We start from the raw sequence: 17,559 nt of genomic DNA, 5'->3' as shown, positions 1-17,559 counted from the left end.
ATGGCTATACGTAATAGCTCGTTATCAACAAGTTAGGTATTAACCTAGCAACTAATTTTACACGCTACGTTTCATGTACTAGACGTTGTGTACAATACGAATAAAACAAAGTAATAAACATTAATTTAGTAACAGACGCTTTAAAATTTACATACAGTCTTAATCTCAATCAGTCAACATTTTGATTTAGAAGTCAAGCCGATTTTGACTGGACTTTACAACTATCAATATACAGATACAATTCCTTTAAAAGATATCAAACAGTTGATTTCGAAAGCAATTTATTAAATGCTAAACCACTAAACCACTAAAACCAAAGCCACCCTTAACTTTTACGGAATTTGATCTTGAATGGTTAATGCTCTGTCAGCATTATGGCATACCTACCAGATTAATGGATTGGTCAATGGATGTTCTTACATCATTATTTTTTGCCTGTAATGGAAAAACTGGGAAAGACAGAGCGCTATTCGTTTGCAATCAAAATGACTATCCAATTTTTTCTGGATTCGAACAAAAGGTAATGGAAGCTCAAGAATTGGTATTTGTTAATACCAGTTTTATACATCCAAGAATGAAAGCCTAATCAGGATGTTTTATGTTATAGGGTCACGCACTTCTTAATAGAGAGGAATCTACAGAAAGTTATGACTTATGGGAATATCAAAAAACGACCGATAAAAACTATGTCATTCAAAAATTAAGAATTCCAAGTAAGAAGAAAGAAAGCATTTTAAGAGAATTAGAAAATTTATATTCTATCAATAATGACAGCTTGTATTTAAAGAACGGTTTTTTAGAAAACAAATACAAAGATGGTTTTGAACAACTAAAAGAACAAACTAGACTTATGATCCTTTACACTATTGATGCTGATAGATTAAGTAAGGAAGAAGAAAAAACGGCAAGATCTTACTTCAAAATAGAGTGTAGAAATATGATAGGAAATCGCTTTAATTTAAGCAAAATGTAATAATAAAGTACTGTACATAACACTATATATAGTGTACAACACCCTGCGGGATGCTAAGCTTCATACACAACTGTTGTGTAATTTGAAAAACTATTTTATGACATCTGAAATTCATAAAAAAATAACTGGCTATGATTTATAATGAAACAAACAATAACCAAAAATGATAAAGCATTAAAACTTCTAAATCAACTCATTTTGAATGAAGACTCTCTATGAATTTTAGGACTTATAATAATTGACTTTGTATTTATTTGGTTTTGGATACATCAAATGGATCCTGATCTAAATATTTCCGCCGGAATATTTCTTTTAATTCCTTTTGTTTTTATGATTAATCTTATAACAGGAGGGATTCCTTTTTTTTGCTAAAAATAAAGATTACTTCAAATTATTCTTCATTAATTCGATTTTATCTTCAATAATTATGGTCTACTTATTTGAAAAAGGAATCGATAGACACCAAAATAACAGATTAGAGAGTTGGGAATTTGCAAAAGCTGACTTAATTTTTAGGTTAACTAGATGGAAAAAAACTAACGGATTTAGCATGTCTCATAGTTTAAGACTTAGTTCTTCTTGGGAACCATTAGACGTAAAATGTATGGAGAAAAATGGAGACAGGTATTTGACATCGGATTCTTCAAATATGAAGATAGTTGATGATGAAAAGTTAATTGGATTTTTAAATCCGACGGATACTATCAGAATGAATAAACTTGAACGATAGAAAACCACATAACAATATATAAAACATAGCTCTTAAAAGCTTTATCAATGGTTTTTACCTTTATTTTTTTGAATTTAGCCTTCAAAATAAAGATAAAAATCAGCTCACGTATAATCCCAAAAATTAGCATCTATTTACGCGCTACATTTCATATACGACAGGTTGTAAGTAATTAAAATTATTGATATGTATTTAAACAAAGAGAGTAGTATCGCAAAAAGCAATTATAATCGTTGGTTTGCTCCAATTGCTGCCTTGAGTATTCATTTATGTATCGGTCAAATTTATGCTTTTAGTGTTTTTAATAAACCACTCACCAAAATTATTGGAATCACAGAACAACTCCCAGAAGATTGGAAACTTTCTGAATTGGGTTGGATTTTTACCCTTGCTATTTTCTTCTTAGGAGCTTCTACGGCCGTTTTAGGGAAATGGGTAGAACGGGTTGGCCCCAGGCAAACCATGTTTTTTGCAGCGATTTTTTTTAGTAGCGGCTTTTTACTTTCTTCTTTAGGTATTTATTTACATGAACTTTGGATACTTTATTTAGGTTCTGGCGTATTAGGAGGTATCGGTTTGGGATTAGGATATATCTCACCTGTAAGTACCTTGATTAAATGGTTTCCAGATCGACCTGGTATGGCTATAGGAATGGCTATTATGGGCTTTGGTGGTGGAGCTATGATTGCCTCTCCTTTAAGTGTGTATTTAATAGAGTTTTATGCAACCGAAACCTCAACGGGAGTATCGGAAACCTTTTTAACTATGGGTTTACTTTATTTGGTAATGATGCTGTTTGGTTCTTTTATTGTAAGAATACCACGTGAAAGTTGGAAGCCTAAAGGATACGACCCTACTACCAACAAGAAAAATAAATTAATTACCACACAGAATGTTTTGGTAGATAAAGCGGTTAAAACACCACAATTTTGGTTGCTTTTTATGGTATTGGGATTAAATGTAAGCGCAGGTATAGGTGTTTTAAGTCAAGCCAGTGTGATGATACAAGAAATGTTTAGCACAGAAAATAAGGGAGTAACTGCGAGAGATGCTGCTATTTTTGTTGGATTACTTAGTTTGTTTAATATGATAGGTCGATTTGTATGGTCAACATTAAGCGATTATTTAGGACGTAAAACCACCTATTCCATCTTCTTTACCTTAGGGATCTTCCTTTATATATTGATTCCATTTACGGTTGAAATAGGGAGTGTGTTATTATTTACGATAGCCTTTTCTATTATCATTAGCATGTATGGTGGAGGTTTTGCTACGATACCAGCTTATTTAAGAGATATGTTTGGCCCTAAACAAATTGGAGCGATCCATGGTAAATTGTTATTATCTTGGAGTATGGCAGCCATAATAGGGCCTGTAATCATAAATTACCTAAGAGAATATCAAATGGAAGTTTTAAACATGCCAAGTGCCGATGTATATAACTTAACCATGTACTTGATGGCGGGCTTATTATTTATAGGACTCTTATGTAATTTATTTATTAAACCTGTTGACTTTAAATACCATACCGATTAAAAACAATTCACAACAAAGAACTGAGGTAAAAAATAACTCTTTTTCTCATTAATTTGAAACATTAGGAGTCTAGGCTCCTGGATTCATAAAACTGATTCTTGAAGCTTATTTAATTGATTTTCTCTATTTATTTAGGCAATACAGAAACGTAACTTTCACCATAAGGTCTACAAGATTTAGCAATTGCAAAGGCTTGTTTCAACAGCTTATTGCAGACCGTAATTAAGGCTAGTTTCTTGCTTTTCCTTTGTTTACCATGTATTCATAAAGTTCCCAACACCCTTTGTTGTTCTTACAGGCCTAAAAAGAACATAAAAACACTAGGTTTCACAGCTTTTGGTATGATCATATTTCATACGTTTAAAACCATCCTATCATTTAATTTTGGCAAAATATGCTTTACAAGCATCATCATTTGGTAGTTCTTTTACAAAACTGAGTGTAGTTTGACCTTTGAGTACTTCCATGACTAAATGATTAACTTAAACGCCTGAAAATGCACAACAAGATTATCAAAAACGATGGCAAATTGAGATATCTTTTAAAGCAATGAAGTCTAGTAGATTTGATATTGAAAAAACGCATCTACAAGATATTCAAAGAATAGAAAAATTAATATTACTTGTTATGGTAGCCTTTGTGTGGTGTTATAAAATTGGCATAAATCGGCACCAAATAAATCCAATTAAAATTAAAAAATAGGGTAGAAAGGCTAAAAGTATTTTTAAATATGGATTAAATATTTTTAGCGAATGTTCTACAAAAAACTGTAAATCAATAAGATGCTTACATATTTTTTTTTCATGTACTCAAAGAAAAATTTAATAAATTTTATCACTCAACTAAATTTATTGATTTAAGTCAACCAGTTTAAGGTTTGAACAAATGTTTCTTTCTAGAAATAAAAATCAAATCAATTACTATGAAAAAATCAATTTTTATCATTTTCACGTCATTTGCTTCCATAATGTATGGACAGAATGGAACTATAAAAGGTAAAATTTTCGATAAACAATCCGAACTTCCATTGATAGGAGCTAATGTAGAACTCTTGGGGGCTAAAATTTCCAAAGGTGTAATTACAGACTTTGACGGGTATTTTACATTAACTGATGTCCCTGTGGGCAGAAAAACCATTAGAGTAAGTTACATTGGCTACGAAACCAGTACAATTCCAGATATTGAAGTGAGTACAGGAAAAGATGTAGATGTTACCGTAGCACTTACAGAATCTTCTGGTAGTCTAGATGAGATTATAATTACAAGTAGAACGAATAAAATAAAATCTCTAAACAAATTTTCGTCAGTTTCAGCACGTCAATTTGGTGTAAAAGAAGTTGCAAGATATGCTGGTGGAAGAAATGATGTTGCACGATTGGTAAGTAATTTTGCAGGAGTAGCTTCACCAGACGATAGCCGTAATGATATCGTAGTTCGGGGTAATTCTCCAACAGGGCTGTTATGGTGGGTAGAAGGTATTCCAATTCCAAGTTCCAATCATTTTTCGGCCTTAGGGACCACAGGAAGCCCAGTATCTGCATTAAACCCCAATCTTCTTAAAAATTCAGACTTTATAACCTCTGCATTCTCTGCCGAATATGGTAATGCAATTGGAGGTGTTTTTGATTTGGGTTTTAGAAATGGAAACAAAGATGAGTATGAGTATTTTTTTCAGGTGGGAGCATTCACTGGTTTAGAAGCAACGGCAGAAGGCCCATTGAACAGAAAAAATAACGGCTCGTTTTTGGTGGCTGCAAGATACTCGCTTATCGGACTTATAGGAGGGGCAAGAACCAGCGACACCCCTAATTATTCTGATGTTTCATTTAATATTAATTTAGGAAAAAGTAAACTTGGTACGTTCTCTCTATTTGGAATCATGAGTACATCAAGCATCGATTTAATTGGTGAGGATTTTGATGAAGATGACCTTTTCTCAGCAGAAGATGAAAACTCTTATGTGTCTTCTGACATTGGTGTTTTAGGAGCTAAGCATTTACTGAGCATTGGCGAAAAACCGTATTTAAAAACAGTCATTGCAGGCGCATCCAATAGCAGTGATTTTGAAGAAGACCGTATTATTGAGTTGGCCACCGATAACAAAAGGATTATAAGATTTGCAGAAAATAACAATGAAGAAACTAGATTGACATTTTCAACATTATTCAATGCTAAAATCAATAATAAATTCACCCTTAGAACAGGATTATTATTAGAGAATTTCTCAGCAGATTTAGATAGAAAGCAGAGAGATGAACAAGAAGATTTAAACGGTGATGGAGCCCCTGATTTAGTAAGCATTAGAAGTATTAACGGGAGTTATAATGTATTTCAACCCTACATTCAAACTAAATACAAATTGACTGAAAAACTGACCCTAAATACAGGAATACATACCATGTATAGTGATCTTAATAAACAGTTTGTTGTAGAACCAAGAGCCTCTATGTCTTATAGAATAGACCCTAAACATAAGATAAATCTAGGGTACGGTCTTCATTATCAAAATATAGCCGCACCATTATTATTTCTAAATGAAGAAGTAAATGGAGTGATCACAAACCCTAATGAAAATTTAGATTTTGTGAGAAGTTAGCACTATGTTTTAGGCTATGATGTTAAAATTGCACCTAGCTTGAGAGCAAAAGTAGAAACCTATTATCAAAAAATAGATAATGCGACCATAGACGGAACCCCATCCAGTTATTCTTCCTTGACAGAAGGAGCAGATTTTACGTTTTCATCAGATAAATTAGGTCAACATTAAAAAAACATACTTAAAATAGGCTGCATGAATAGAATTATAAAACATGAGAAGAGGGTGATAAAATACTACCTACAACAATATGTATAAAACACAGCAAATATGAGCTTTACGAAAGGTTCAGTGTATTAAAAAAGCACGTCAAATTTTAAGTTCATACGTCTTATTACAAACTATTATAGAAAAATGAAATACTATGTTACATTACTGATTTTTGCTTGCTTATTTTTAACTTCAACTTGTTATTCTCAACTAAAGGGAAAATGTGTAGATGAATTTGAAAATCGGATAGCATATGTAAACATCTCAATAAAAGGAACCTCTATTGGAACAGTGAGTACTGTGAAAGGACTATTTTCTTTTGAAAACACATCACTAAAAGAGAATGATTCTTTTAAAACCTCACCCTACAATCAGGACATTTATTTTCCCCCAACCAGACAAAGCCACGCCCACGAATAATAAAAGAGTTGTTTCTTGACACCTCCCGCACATTTAAAAATTACCAACTACGGTATTCTCACCATTTTTTAGTTCTCCTATAAATTGATTTAGAGCCAATAAAAAAAATCAACCCTCTTCAACTAAAATTCGGACACAAATAGATTTGCCCAAAACCACATCTGTATAACCATCAAACGAAACGGTTAAACTTCCATCAAAAATTTCAACATGTTCAATCGTAATTTTTGTATTGAGTTGGATTGATTTGTTATTCAAGAACAATAAAAATTCGGTGGAACTATCCCGTAATGTTTTTTCTACAACAGTTGACTGTACGGAAATTTGAGAAATCCGATTGTAGTTAGGTCTATTGAAATTTCCGTTTTTATCAGTTAGTGGCAAACCGTGTGGGTCTATTCTTGGAAATCCCATCAACTTATCCATTCGGTTAAAATTTATTTGTTTTAATATGCTCTAATTCTTCCGCAATTTTATGAACTTCTTCCCAACCAAATTTCATTATTTTCATTAAAAACATTTCAGACAATCGGTGCTTTCTAATAATTTCAGGGGCTCGTTGTTTACCTTTTTCGGTTATTCTTTTCGGGTTATAGTTTTTGAAATTATAACCCTTTCAATTTATAATTTTTTTATCATATCGTTTGCAGTTGGCTTATTTACCTGCAATTCTTCCCCTAAATCAGACAAAGAAATATCCTCGTTCTTTTGATGTAAATAGAACAAACCCTTAAGACAATTCTCTTTAATATCTGAAGCCAAAAAATTATTTTTAACAAAAAAAGAAATAATTATCGAATTATTAGTTTAGACAAGTCTAAATTAATAGTTTTGTAGTTCTAAATAATATTTTAGAAAGTTAAAAAGAGAAGAGTACTATGAACGTTTCAAAAGAACTTCCAGATCTACCGCATAATAAGCAAGCCTTTTTATCCCTTATAAAGGAAGAGACGTTTGATCATCATAACGCTAAGCACCAGGCTGTTCACGTTAAAAATTTGAATAGTCTTATTCAAAATACCGAACTTGAAGAAAAGACAGTTGCAGAATTCATTTTAGAAAGACATAAAAAGCAAGACGCAGGACTGTTAAGCAAGACTCCACCACATTGGAGCCAGAGTTTCTTCTGGCATTGCCTCTCGCCAAATGGTGGTAGAAGCATTAAAGAACTTACGAAACACAATTTTCAGAATTTTGACAAATTCAAAGCTCAATTTTTAACACTGGCTACAAAATTGTTTGGTGCTGGATGGGCTTGGTTGACACAAAATGATGCGGGCAAATTGAAACGTATTCCAATGAAAGATTTATATACAACACTAACGGAGTCTAAAGAACCAATTCTTAACTCGGTTGTTTTGGAACATGCCTACTACATAGACTATCGTAATGCACGCCCCAAGTTTGTAGAGCGTTTTTGGAATATCGTCAGTCGGGATTTTGACAATATAAATCTAAACAACTAGGTAATGTGTGAAAGCCGTTTAAAGCATATTGAAAATCACTGGAAAGCAAAGACTGAAGCATCGAACGCTTTGTTTAGAAAAGGCGATTATGAACAATCCTTAAATGGATATCGGGACGCACTAGACCATGCCAAGGTTTTGAATACCTATACTAAAGAAGCTACTCGACTTAATATTCCATTTGTACAACTGTTTGCGATTTCGTGCAATAACATTGCTTTTACCTATGAAGAAATGAAAATGAAGAAAAAGGGGAGCAAAATGCTCAAAAGGGTAATTTATTTTTTGTTGACCCTCGGTGGGAATAGCACGGTAAATTCAGATGAAATCCAAAGCGAGCTGAAAATAGCGAGGCTCAACTATACGGATTATGCTAAGCGGAATAGGTTACAAACACAAAACATTACTAAAGTACCTGAGGATTTAGAAGAGCACCTCACATTTATTGATTGAGTTCACCATTTACATATTTAAAATAAACGAATTAAGCTTAACTAACCTTTAAGTCAACCATTAATAAAACTAAAATTAGAACAAATGAAATTTATACTTATTTTATTATCACTATTTTCCATAACTACCGCTATTGCTCAAGACAAACAGGCCGTAATATCTGGAACTGTAACCTACAATGGCGACCCTGTTCCCTTTGCAAATGTTTATGTTAAAAATGGTACGAATGGCACAAGTGCAGATATTGACGGTAAATTCACTTTAAACGTTTCGTTGGGAACTATTGCTATTGTGGTGCAATCACAAGGATTTCGAACTCAAACAAAGCAAATAAGCAGTGAAGCAGAAATTACACAGGACGTTAACTTTTCCCTTGTAGAAGATGTACTCGGTCTTGAAGAAGTTGTTGTGAGTGCTACCAGAAATCGCATCAGTAAGAAAGATGCCCCTGTAATTGTGAATGTACTCAGTTCAAAATTATTTCAGGCCACTCAGTCAATATCGCTGGCAGATGGGCTTAATTACCAGCCTGGAGTTAGGGTGGAAACCAATTGCCAAAACTGTGGATTCACCCAGGTACGCCTTAACGGGCTTGGGGGTCAGTACACACAAATACTTGTAAACAGTCGTCCTGTTTTTAGTGCGCTCAACGGTGTATATGGTCTGGAACAAATTCCTGTTAGCATTATAGACCGCGTGGAAGTGGTTAGAAGTGGCGGTTCTGCACTTTTTGGTTCTAACGCTATTGCAGGAACTATAAATGTAATTACCAAAGAGCCTATTAATGACAGTTGGGAAATAAGTTCCAATTTAGGAATTATAGGCGGTGAAGCTTTAGACCGCAACGTAAATTTAAACGCTTCAACAGTAAGTGAAGATTTAACAAGCGGCGTGACTGTTTATGGTATATTCCGTAACCGTGATGCGTTTGATGCCAATGACGATGGTTTTAGCGAAATCACAAAATTGACTAACAATTCATTAGGTGCAAAAGCCTTTTTGCGACCTAACGATAATAGCCGTATAGGTGTAGATTTTACAGGAATTCAAGAGTATAGACGTGGTGGAGACCGTCTTGACCTTGCCCCACAATTTACCGATATTACAGAAGACCTTGACCACAATACCATCTTTACAGGTGTGGATTATGAATTGTTTGATGATGCCCGTAAAAACTCTGGTACTGCTTATGTTTCCGTACAGAATACAGATCGTGACAGTTATTATGGTGGTTTAGGTGGTGGACGTACCGCAGCGGATTCTATTGTTGCGAACAATGCATTTGGAAAAACAACCGATCTTGCGTTTGTTGCAGGTACAAAATTCACGCATAATTTTAAAAGGGATGTTTTCACAACAGGTCTAGAGTATCAACTCAATGATACCAACGATGCCATACCAGGTTATGACCGTTTGGTTGATCAAAAGGTAACCAGCATTGGTCTCTATGCGCAGTACGAGTGGAAACCTTCTGAAAAATTTACGGCATTAGTCGGTGCACGTCTAGACCACGTTGATGTAGAGGGTTTCTATACCATACAAGATATAGCACGATCATCTAATGTAAGTGAAACGGTACTAAATCCACGATTGACTATTTTGTATAATATTAATGAAGATTTACAGTTCAGAGGTGGCTATGCACGTGGGTTTAGAGCACCGCAAGCTTTTAATGAAGATTTGCATATTTCATCGGTAGGTGGAGAACAGCGTTTTGTAATCGTTTCTGATGATCTTGAAAGTGAATTTTCAAACGCCTTTACCGCATCCTTCAATTATACAAAAGATTTCAACAAAACCCAAACCAATTTCTTGGTAGAAGGTTTTTATACTACATTGGAGAATCCATTTACCATTGTAAGTACAGGGACATCCTTACCCAATGGTTCAATTCTTGAAGAATCAAGAAATGGGTCAGGGGCTTATGTTGCAGGGACAAACTTGGAATTGAGTGTATCGCCAAGTTCGGATTTCCTATTCCAAGCTGGGGCAACCATACAACGTTCCATATTTAAAGAAGATCAAGTAGTGTTTGAAGCAGACGGGACTGTACCTGGTGAACAAGATGTTATTTTAGAGGAATTTGTACGGTCACCAAACGTCTATGGTTTCCTAAATGTCAACTGGACAGCTTCTAAAGCGTTTAGGTTTGACGTGACAGGAAGCTACACTGGCTCGATGATCGCACCACGTGTTATTAGTGATTCTGGTTTTATAGATTTAGTAGATACCGATTCGTTTCTGGATATGACAACAAAGATTACTTATCATTTTGATTTAAAAGATACATTTCACGTCGAATTGAGTGGTGGTGTTCAAAACTTATTTGATAGCTATCAAGATGATTTTGACCGTGGAGCAGGAAGAGATTCAGATTTTATATATGGACCAAATCGTCCAAGAACATTCTTTGTTGGGTTGAAGTTTGGAGACTTTTAAAGTAACATTTATGAAAGATTTTATTTGTTTTATACTCATTTTTTTAGCGGGGCTCTTGTTTGTAAGAGCCCAAAGTGATTCTGAAATTGAATGGAAAAGCTGGCCAGAATTGGAACAAGCAATTAAGGAAAAACCAAAGCCAGTTTTTATTTTTTTTCATGCAAAATGGTGTTCTTACTGCAAAAAAATAGAACGAGAAATTTTTACAAAGCCAGAAGTTATTCAAAAAATAAACAGCGAATATTATGCTGTAGAAATGGACGTAGAACGAACTGATACCATAACTTTTGAAAGTGAAAATTTTATAAATAAACAATCACTTACAAAGCGTAATGGAGTTCACGAAATACCTTTATTGCTGGCCTCGCGAAATGGATTTCCATTCTCGCTACCAGCTACGGTTATATTAAATAAAGATTTTACACTGAAAGAACGCTTTTTTGAGTACTATACGTCTAAATTTTTGCTAAATTTTCTTTAGGTAAATACATTTTAAACTAAACAAGTTCTCTTTTTCGAGAGCAAAATGTTGATTAACACCAATTTAAACTTATGATGTAGCGATAAATCGATTCTTTTTTACTTGCTTTTTATCAAAAATAATTAGCATAGCCTTTATTACGGTAAAACAGTTTATTGCGACATTGTAGGTCTAATTATGTATTATTCAAAAAAAGGTGTCAATATGCTTGAAACGACACTTTAAACAAAATTATTTGATAAAAATAAATGAGTAAAATAGCATGAAAAAAGCAGTATTCTTCGACATGAACGAAACCTTATTAAACCTGAGTTTACTTAAGAAACAGTTTGATAAGCACTTTGATGATAAGTATATTTTAAAATATTGGTTCACAAAATTATTACACAGTTCAACTATAATGGGAATTATGGGCGACTATAGAAATTTTGGAGAATTAGCAGGCGTGGCTTTAGAAAATCTGTTTTTCGAGAATAATAAATCTTTGAGTAGTGAGGTAAAAGCTGAAATACTTGGGGAATTTAAAAAGTTGCCTGCATATGAAGATGTACGGCCTGCTCTTTGCGTTTTAAGAAACAATGGTATTCGTGTGATTGCTGTTTCTAATTCGTCTTTAGAAATGATAAATGAACAGCTAACTAATGCAGGAATTATCGACCTTTTTGATTCTTATTACTCCGCGGATAACGTTGGGAATTACAAACCTTTTAAGGATATTTATCTTTCAGCAGCTCAACAAGAAGGATTACAAACTGAAAATATTGTAATGGTTGCGACACATGATTGGGATTTATATGGAGCAAAAAAAGCAGGACTCACCACAGCTTACATAAAACGAAAGCAAGTAATTTATAATCCCTATTATTTACAGCCAGATTTTAATGCATTAAATTTACTCGATTTAATACGACAGATAATCAAGGCTGAGAATTAATAAATAAAAATTTGATTCTATTTCAGGGCTTATAAAATCGTGTTTATATCCACAAAGTATATAAGTTAGACCGATTATAACACAAAAAAATAGCACCTTATATTTTTATGGACTTGAGGTTTGTATCCTTTTTAATTTGCTTATAATGAGACGGAAAAATACCAAGCAGTCGACCAAATATTTTTAAACGAACCAGCATCTAAAAGAAGAAAAAACAAATGCCAATAGAAAACATACCTGAAATTTATTTTCAGAATAAAAAAACAGATCAAGACATCTTCGTGTACGATTTTAAGATGTCTAGCGATGTCGTAAAAAGTAAAGTCAATTTAAGCATGAATATGTTTAGCTTTCTACAAGTTGGTAAAAAGCAGGTGCATTTTGCTGGTACATCGGTCGCCGTAAATAAAGCGCAATCCTTGTTGCTTAAAAAAGGAAATTGGCTTTGGACTGAGCTATTAGATACAGAAGCTGTTTATTACTGCAAGCTCTTTTTCTTTTCTGAAAAAAAACTAACAGACTTCTTAAGTAAGTACACAAACAATGTTAAGCCCTATAAAGAAGAGGTTCCTTATTTTGTGATTGAAAATGATGATTATATCGCTGCTTTTATTACTTCTTTATCGTCCAATACCTTTACGCATCATAGTTATAGTGATGCTTTATTAGTTTTAAAATTTGAAGAAATTATGTTGTATTTGCTAAACAAGTATGGCTCTACTTTCGAAGACTACTTGCACTCATTAATATCTAAAGAGATTTCGCCGTTTAAAAATGTCGTGGAAAGCAATGTAAATTCCAACTTAAAATTGGAAGAAATAGCTTTTCTCTGCAATATGAGTTTATCAACTTTTAAACGGCATTTTACTTCTGAATATAAAGAACCTCCTGGGAAATGGTTGCAAGACAAGCGCCTACAAAAAGCGAAAGAACTACTGGAAGGAGGGGATTTAAAAGCCTCTGATATCTATTTAGATATGGGCTATAATAACCTGTCTAACTTTAGTGTAGCCTTCAAGAAAAAGTTTGGAATTAGTCCAACGGATATTTCAAATTAATATGACATATTGCATTAACCTATAGTTCAATAAGTTAATGCAATGACTCTACCTTATTATTTTAAAAAATCGTATACTGAACTTTTTTCATAAGTTATTGACCCTCATGAATAACTTCACTATTAAGCTCTCGCCATATATTAGCACTCAACAAAATATCGCTTGTTTTCGCAAGCAGTATTTAAAAATAAAAATATACAATTATGGCAAATGTGACTAAACCTAAATTTAAAGAAAGATATGAAAATTTTATTGGCGGTAACTTCGTTGCTCCTGTAAAAGGTCAGTATTTCGATAACATATCTCCCGTAGATGGGAAGGTATTTACTCAGGCAGCGCGTTCCACTCAAGAAGATGTCGATCTGGCTTTAGACGCTGCACATGACGCGTTTCCCTCGTGGAGTAGCTCTTCAGCTGCAGAACGAAGCAATATGTTATTAAAAATTGCGCAGGTCATGGAAGATAATCTAGAGTATTTGGCAACTTTAGAGACCATTGATAACGGAAAACCAATCCGTGAAGCCCGTGCAGCCGATATCCCTTACTGTATTGATCACTTTCGCTATTTTGCTGGAGTTATTCGGGCAGACGAAGGAAGTATTTCAGAACACGATAAAAACACACTAAGCATCGCCTTAAACGAGCCTATAGGTGTTGTTGGTGAAATCATTCCTTGGAATTTCCCAATGCTAATGCTAGCTTGGAAAATTGCACCAGCTTTGGCAGCAGGTTGCACAGCAGTTGTAAAACCAGCAGAGCAGACGCCTACCAGCGTTATTGTTTTAATGGAACTTATTGGTGATATATTACCTGCAGGGGTATTAAATATTGTAACTGGTTTTGGTGCAGAAGCTGGACAGGCTTTAGCAACATCCAAACGCATAGATAAACTTTCCTTCACTGGTTCTACAGAAACGGGTCGTAAAGTATACCACAATGCAGCAGAAAATATCATTCCTGTAACTATGGAACTAGGGGGGAAATCTCCTAACGTTTTCTTTCCATCAGTTGCTGAGCAAGACGACGAATTCTTTAGCAAATCTATTGAAGGTGCATTGATGTTCGCCCTTAACCAAGGAGAGATCTGTACAACACCATCTCGTATTCTAGTTCACGAAGATATCGTTGATCTTTTTATAGAAAAGATGCAAGAACGCTTAAAGCTAGTTAAAGCGGGTAACCCTTTAGATCCTGAAACAATGATTGGTTCTCAAGTTTCTAAAGCACAATGTGAAAAGATTCTTGACTACATCACTATCGGTAAAGAAGAAGGAGCTGTTGTATTAGCTGGTGGAGAAGCTGGTAACCATGAAGGTGATCTTTCTGGAGGATACTATGTACAACCAACCGTATTGAAAGGAACAAATGACATGCGAGTATTTCAAGAAGAAATTTTCGGCCCAGTTGTCGCATTGACTACCTTTAGTTCTACGGAAGAAGCAATAGCTATAGCGAACGATACCCCTTATGGCTTAGGAGCAGGTGTTTGGTCTCGTGATGCTCATGAATTATTCCAAGTTCCACGTGCTATTCAAGCTGGTAGAGTGTGGGTAAATCAATACAATACATATCCTGCCCATGCTCCTTTTGGTGGTGTGAAAGATTCAGGATTCGGTCGTGAAAACCATAAAATGGCGTTAGATCATTACCGTGTTGTAAAAAACATGCTGGTTTCTTATGACAAGAAACCTATGGGACTCTTTTAAGTATAAGTGAAAATTATTTTCAATTAATGACAACCCCAGAAAACTCTGGGGTTGTTTGGTTTATAACATAAGGGGCTATTGCCCTATTTTAAAATGTCTATTTAAATTAAAAAAAAATACACATATTTAAATACATCAGCTTGTGATTTTTATAAAATCATTAAGTTGATATATTTTTAAAATTGACTAAAAAAGGGACAAAAAAAGCTAAAATAGTCTAACATTGACGGTAAATAATTACATATTGCTGCAAGAGAGCTGTAAAAAGTTAACCCTTATTGATAAAGGGGGGGTGCTTTGTATCAATTTTGATGACCATTATTTTATTGAAGTCAACAAAATTAGATAGCCAGTAATCACTTGAAATTAGGGAAAGTATAAATACCCTAGTAAAATTTTAAAAGAAAACTGCTGCTGATGCCCAACCTGGAAGTACTACAAGAAAACAACGATTATATAGTCGTGAACAAAATGGCTGGGCTTATTAGTGAAAAAAGTCCCTATGAAAATCTCACTGTAGAGAATCAAGTGTTGCATCACCTTTTAAAAAATAAACGAAAGCCCTATATCGGGGTTATACATAGATTAGATCGCGTGACAAGTGGGGTATTGGTTTTTGCTAAGAAAAAAAGTATTCTTGTGGGATTCAATGAGCTGTTTAGCAGTAGAAAAGTTCAAAAAACCTATTTGGCAATTGTTCAAAAGAAGCCTTTAAAGAGCAAAAAAACCTTGACTAATTTTCTTGTAAAAAACAACCTAGAAAAAAGAGCAGATATCGTGTCTTTAAAATCTAAAGAATCTCTAAAATGCATTCTTTCTTATCAAGTTATAGACGAAAACAATTTTGGCTATCTTTTAGAAATAAAACCTAAAACTGGTCGGTTTCATCAAATAAGAGCCCAGTTAGCACATATGGAACTCCCTATTATTGGAGATGAAAAATATGGTTCAGATCAAGAATACTTTCCTTTATCGATTTGTCTGCATGCTTGGAAATTATCGTATCAAGTCGCTGGCTCCACTGATATTAAAACTTACGAAGCACCTGTCCCAAAAAACAATTTTTGGAAGTTTACAAAAATCTAAATTTCACAGCTACACTCAAGTAGATTGCTTAATTTATAAAACACCGCGTAAAAATCACGCCATATAAAGCTGCATAAGGATTAACTGTAATTTACCCATGATATCCGTCAATTAGATGATGTGTGATAGGCGAAGTATAAATTGCTAGTGGTCAGGAGTTTAAGAAGTATGGCATAATTCCGCTCTAAAAATTCCTTTGAGTTCTTCTATTGCTGCTTCTTTTTTGTGGCCTATCTCAGATACTTGTGATAGTAATTTTACAAGAGGTAAAACACAAAGCCTTATCCGATCTGCCAATGGTTTTTTTCTCACCTATGTTGTATTTATTTTTCACAAGATCTCAGCTAGGACTTTACTTTAAGCTATCCGTTCTTAATGGTTAGATTCTTTTAAGTGATTTAAAAAGTAGTTTTTTAAGGTTAGTTTTAACTAATTTAGGAGCCCCTGACATAATTATCTTATGACTAAAAATAACGAAAGCAACTAAAGATCAAAGTATATATCGTAAACGATAAAAGCAACAACATTATGCCTTGGAGCACTCCACACACTTAAGGTCTTAGTTTCGCCACACACTTTATAAAATGCGGAACAGGCTTAAGACATATCTAGGCTGCTTTAGGTCATAATGGCTCTAAAATTACAAAAATTTATACTTGAGTTTTAGCAAAGTACAATAAAACAATAAAAACTCCATTGGATTTTATACACAAAAGTGTTAGTTTAGATAAGGATAAAACAACGTCCTATATAAATCCAAAAGAAGAGTTATTAGACAAGGTAAGAGTTGCAGTTATTACTAACATGGCCACAGGTAGTTCTGGAGAAGTAACTGAACTAGCTTTCAAAGGGAGACGAAACACTATTTTTATTGGTGAAAAAACATATGGAGCGATGATAGCGAACGTTAGAAGAAATTTATCTTTTGGAGCATTTATGGCACTGACAACTAGTTATGAGTGTGACAGAAAAGGGAATTCTATGAAAAAATATTTCCAGACATTAAAATTACTGGGGAGGACAATTTTGTGTATGGAATTAGTTTGTTTGCGGTCGGCAGAACGCTAATAAAGAAAAAACGAATTGCAAAACTTGCTGGGTATTTTCAAATAACACTCGCGATTATTGGATTTATAGAAGTTTTAAGGAGGTTTTTTGGAGACAAGGAACTTCCCGATTTTTCAACAATGATTATCATTTCGATTTTTGCACTTATAGCAAATGGAATTTGTCTTTACATTTTGCAAAAGTCAAAAAGTAAAGAAGAAGCGAGTATGATTTTCACCTCAAATGACGCGATTATTAACTTATACCAAATTAAATTTATAATGTCGTATAAATAAATTGAATTATTTTTTGACTAATTGAAGTTAAAAATAATTAGCATAGCCTTAGCTACGGTAATTATTTTTAATAAAAAGCAGGCGAAAAAGAAATGATTTATTGCGACATTATAGGTTTAAATTGGTAT

General features: G+C 33.9%; 19 protein-coding genes and 5 pseudogenes. 18 read left to right on the top strand and 6 right to left on the bottom strand.

The window, feature by feature from the left end; genetic code table 11:
- Positions 1 to 355 precede the first annotated feature (355 nt).
- From CXF67_RS14180 to CXF67_RS14165, 4 genes and pseudogenes are all read left to right on the top strand, one after another.
- Positions 356 to 586: pseudogene (locus CXF67_RS14180) on the top strand (FRG domain-containing protein); the annotation flags it as partial.
- Positions 587 to 775: 189 nt separating this feature from the next.
- Entirely contained in the window at positions 776 to 973 is a 198-nt protein-coding gene (locus tag CXF67_RS14175) for a hypothetical protein (RefSeq protein WP_102089344.1), read from the top strand.
- A 427-nt stretch (positions 974 to 1,400) separates the two neighbouring features.
- Positions 1,401 to 1,703, top strand: a complete 303-nt coding sequence (locus CXF67_RS14170; protein ID WP_102089343.1) for a hypothetical protein — start codon at positions 1,401 to 1,403, stop codon at positions 1,701 to 1,703.
- 186 nt (positions 1,704 to 1,889) lie between these two features.
- Complete coding sequence (locus tag CXF67_RS14165; protein ID WP_102089342.1) at positions 1,890 to 3,239, top strand: L-lactate MFS transporter; 1,350 nt, start codon at positions 1,890 to 1,892, stop codon at positions 3,237 to 3,239.
- 127 nt (positions 3,240 to 3,366) lie between these two features.
- Here the strand turns inward: CXF67_RS14165 and CXF67_RS19335 are convergent.
- Both CXF67_RS19335 and CXF67_RS14155 read right to left on the bottom strand, forming a co-directional pair.
- Positions 3,367 to 3,566: pseudogene (locus CXF67_RS19335) on the bottom strand (IS110 family transposase); the annotation flags it as partial.
- Positions 3,567 to 3,616: 50 nt separating this feature from the next.
- Positions 3,617 to 3,706, bottom strand: a pseudogene (locus CXF67_RS14155) (IS1595 family transposase); the annotation flags it as partial.
- A 37-nt stretch (positions 3,707 to 3,743) separates the two neighbouring features.
- Between CXF67_RS14155 and CXF67_RS14150 the strand changes: the two are divergent.
- The 4 genes and pseudogenes from CXF67_RS14150 to CXF67_RS14140 all read left to right on the top strand — a co-directional run.
- Positions 3,744 to 3,941, top strand: a pseudogene (locus CXF67_RS14150) (transposase); the annotation flags it as partial.
- Between the two features lie 220 nt (positions 3,942 to 4,161).
- Positions 4,162 to 5,835, top strand: a complete 1,674-nt coding sequence (locus tag CXF67_RS14145) for a TonB-dependent receptor (protein ID WP_257984698.1) — start codon at positions 4,162 to 4,164, stop codon at positions 5,833 to 5,835.
- 39 nt (positions 5,836 to 5,874) lie between these two features.
- Positions 5,875 to 6,006, top strand: coding sequence for a hypothetical protein (locus CXF67_RS18890; protein ID WP_257984697.1), 132 nt, complete (start codon positions 5,875 to 5,877; stop codon positions 6,004 to 6,006).
- 183 nt (positions 6,007 to 6,189) lie between these two features.
- A complete protein-coding gene (locus CXF67_RS14140; protein WP_102089340.1) occupies positions 6,190 to 6,465 on the top strand; it encodes a peptidase associated/transthyretin-like domain-containing protein in 276 nt (91 codons plus the stop codon).
- Positions 6,466 to 6,573: 108 nt separating this feature from the next.
- On the opposite strand, the gene CXF67_RS14135 is transcribed toward CXF67_RS14140, so the two are convergent.
- The 3 genes from CXF67_RS14135 to CXF67_RS17880 are packed head-to-tail and all read right to left on the bottom strand — an operon-like array spanning position 6,574 to position 7,227.
- Complete coding sequence (locus tag CXF67_RS14135) at positions 6,574 to 6,891, bottom strand: ferrous iron transport protein A (RefSeq protein ID WP_145990471.1); 318 nt, start codon at positions 6,889 to 6,891, stop codon at positions 6,574 to 6,576.
- A gap of 4 nt (positions 6,892 to 6,895) precedes the next feature.
- A complete protein-coding gene (locus CXF67_RS19230) occupies positions 6,896 to 7,045 on the bottom strand; it encodes an iron dependent repressor, metal binding and dimerization domain protein (RefSeq protein WP_102089338.1) in 150 nt (49 codons plus the stop codon).
- A 41-nt stretch (positions 7,046 to 7,086) separates the two neighbouring features.
- On the bottom strand, positions 7,087 to 7,227 hold the full coding sequence (locus CXF67_RS17880; protein ID WP_180957973.1) for a helix-turn-helix domain-containing protein: 141 nt from the start codon (positions 7,225 to 7,227) through the stop codon (positions 7,087 to 7,089).
- A gap of 116 nt (positions 7,228 to 7,343) precedes the next feature.
- On the opposite strand from CXF67_RS17880, the gene CXF67_RS14125 reads away from it, so the two are divergent.
- The 8 genes from CXF67_RS14125 to CXF67_RS14090 all read left to right on the top strand — a co-directional run bounded on the left by CXF67_RS14125 (position 7,344) and on the right by CXF67_RS14090 (position 16,088).
- Positions 7,344 to 7,931 (top strand): Fe-Mn family superoxide dismutase, encoded by a 588-nt coding sequence (locus CXF67_RS14125; protein WP_102089337.1) that lies wholly within the window; start codon positions 7,344 to 7,346, stop codon positions 7,929 to 7,931.
- Positions 7,932 to 7,934: 3 nt separating this feature from the next.
- A complete protein-coding gene (locus CXF67_RS14120; RefSeq protein ID WP_102089336.1) occupies positions 7,935 to 8,384 on the top strand; it encodes a tetratricopeptide repeat protein in 450 nt (149 codons plus the stop codon).
- Between the two features lie 84 nt (positions 8,385 to 8,468).
- Complete coding sequence (locus tag CXF67_RS14115; protein ID WP_102089335.1) at positions 8,469 to 10,823, top strand: TonB-dependent receptor; 2,355 nt, start codon at positions 8,469 to 8,471, stop codon at positions 10,821 to 10,823.
- Positions 10,824 to 10,833: 10 nt separating this feature from the next.
- Positions 10,834 to 11,304, top strand: a complete 471-nt coding sequence (locus CXF67_RS14110; RefSeq protein WP_102089334.1) for a thioredoxin family protein — start codon at positions 10,834 to 10,836, stop codon at positions 11,302 to 11,304.
- Between the two features lie 262 nt (positions 11,305 to 11,566).
- Positions 11,567 to 12,238 carry a haloacid dehalogenase type II gene (locus tag CXF67_RS14105; protein WP_102089333.1) on the top strand — a complete coding sequence of 224 codons (672 nt, stop codon included), beginning with the start codon at positions 11,567 to 11,569 and terminating at the stop codon, positions 12,236 to 12,238.
- Positions 12,239 to 12,456: 218 nt separating this feature from the next.
- A complete protein-coding gene (locus CXF67_RS14100; protein ID WP_102089332.1) occupies positions 12,457 to 13,296 on the top strand; it encodes a helix-turn-helix domain-containing protein in 840 nt (279 codons plus the stop codon).
- Between the two features lie 203 nt (positions 13,297 to 13,499).
- Complete coding sequence (locus CXF67_RS14095; protein WP_102089331.1) at positions 13,500 to 15,002, top strand: aldehyde dehydrogenase family protein; 1,503 nt, start codon at positions 13,500 to 13,502, stop codon at positions 15,000 to 15,002.
- A 417-nt stretch (positions 15,003 to 15,419) separates the two neighbouring features.
- Positions 15,420 to 16,088 carry an RluA family pseudouridine synthase gene (locus CXF67_RS14090; protein WP_102089330.1) on the top strand — a complete coding sequence of 223 codons (669 nt, stop codon included), beginning with the start codon at positions 15,420 to 15,422 and terminating at the stop codon, positions 16,086 to 16,088.
- A gap of 159 nt (positions 16,089 to 16,247) precedes the next feature.
- Here the strand turns inward: CXF67_RS14090 and CXF67_RS18305 are convergent, their stop codons facing one another.
- Positions 16,248 to 16,400: a hypothetical protein gene (locus CXF67_RS18305; protein ID WP_180957972.1), complete on the bottom strand. Its 153-nt coding sequence runs from the start codon at positions 16,398 to 16,400 to the stop codon at positions 16,248 to 16,250.
- A 492-nt stretch (positions 16,401 to 16,892) separates the two neighbouring features.
- Here CXF67_RS18305 and CXF67_RS19225 point away from each other — a divergent pair, with 492 nt between their 5' ends.
- Together CXF67_RS19225 and CXF67_RS18880 are read left to right on the top strand one after the other, a co-directional pair.
- On the top strand, positions 16,893 to 17,156 hold the full coding sequence (locus tag CXF67_RS19225; protein WP_374702250.1) for a S41 family peptidase: 264 nt from the start codon (positions 16,893 to 16,895) through the stop codon (positions 17,154 to 17,156).
- A pseudogene (locus CXF67_RS18880) lies at positions 17,108 to 17,398 on the top strand (cation transporter); the annotation flags it as partial. The gene CXF67_RS19225 and the pseudogene CXF67_RS18880, both read left to right, overlap by 49 nt.
- Positions 17,399 to 17,559: the final 161 nt, after the last annotated feature.

It is taken from the genome of Psychroflexus sp. MES1-P1E (assembly GCF_002836055.1).
Classification (GTDB): Bacteria; Bacteroidota; Bacteroidia; order Flavobacteriales; family Flavobacteriaceae; genus Psychroflexus.
This window is presented reverse-complemented; position numbering and strand designations above follow the sequence as displayed.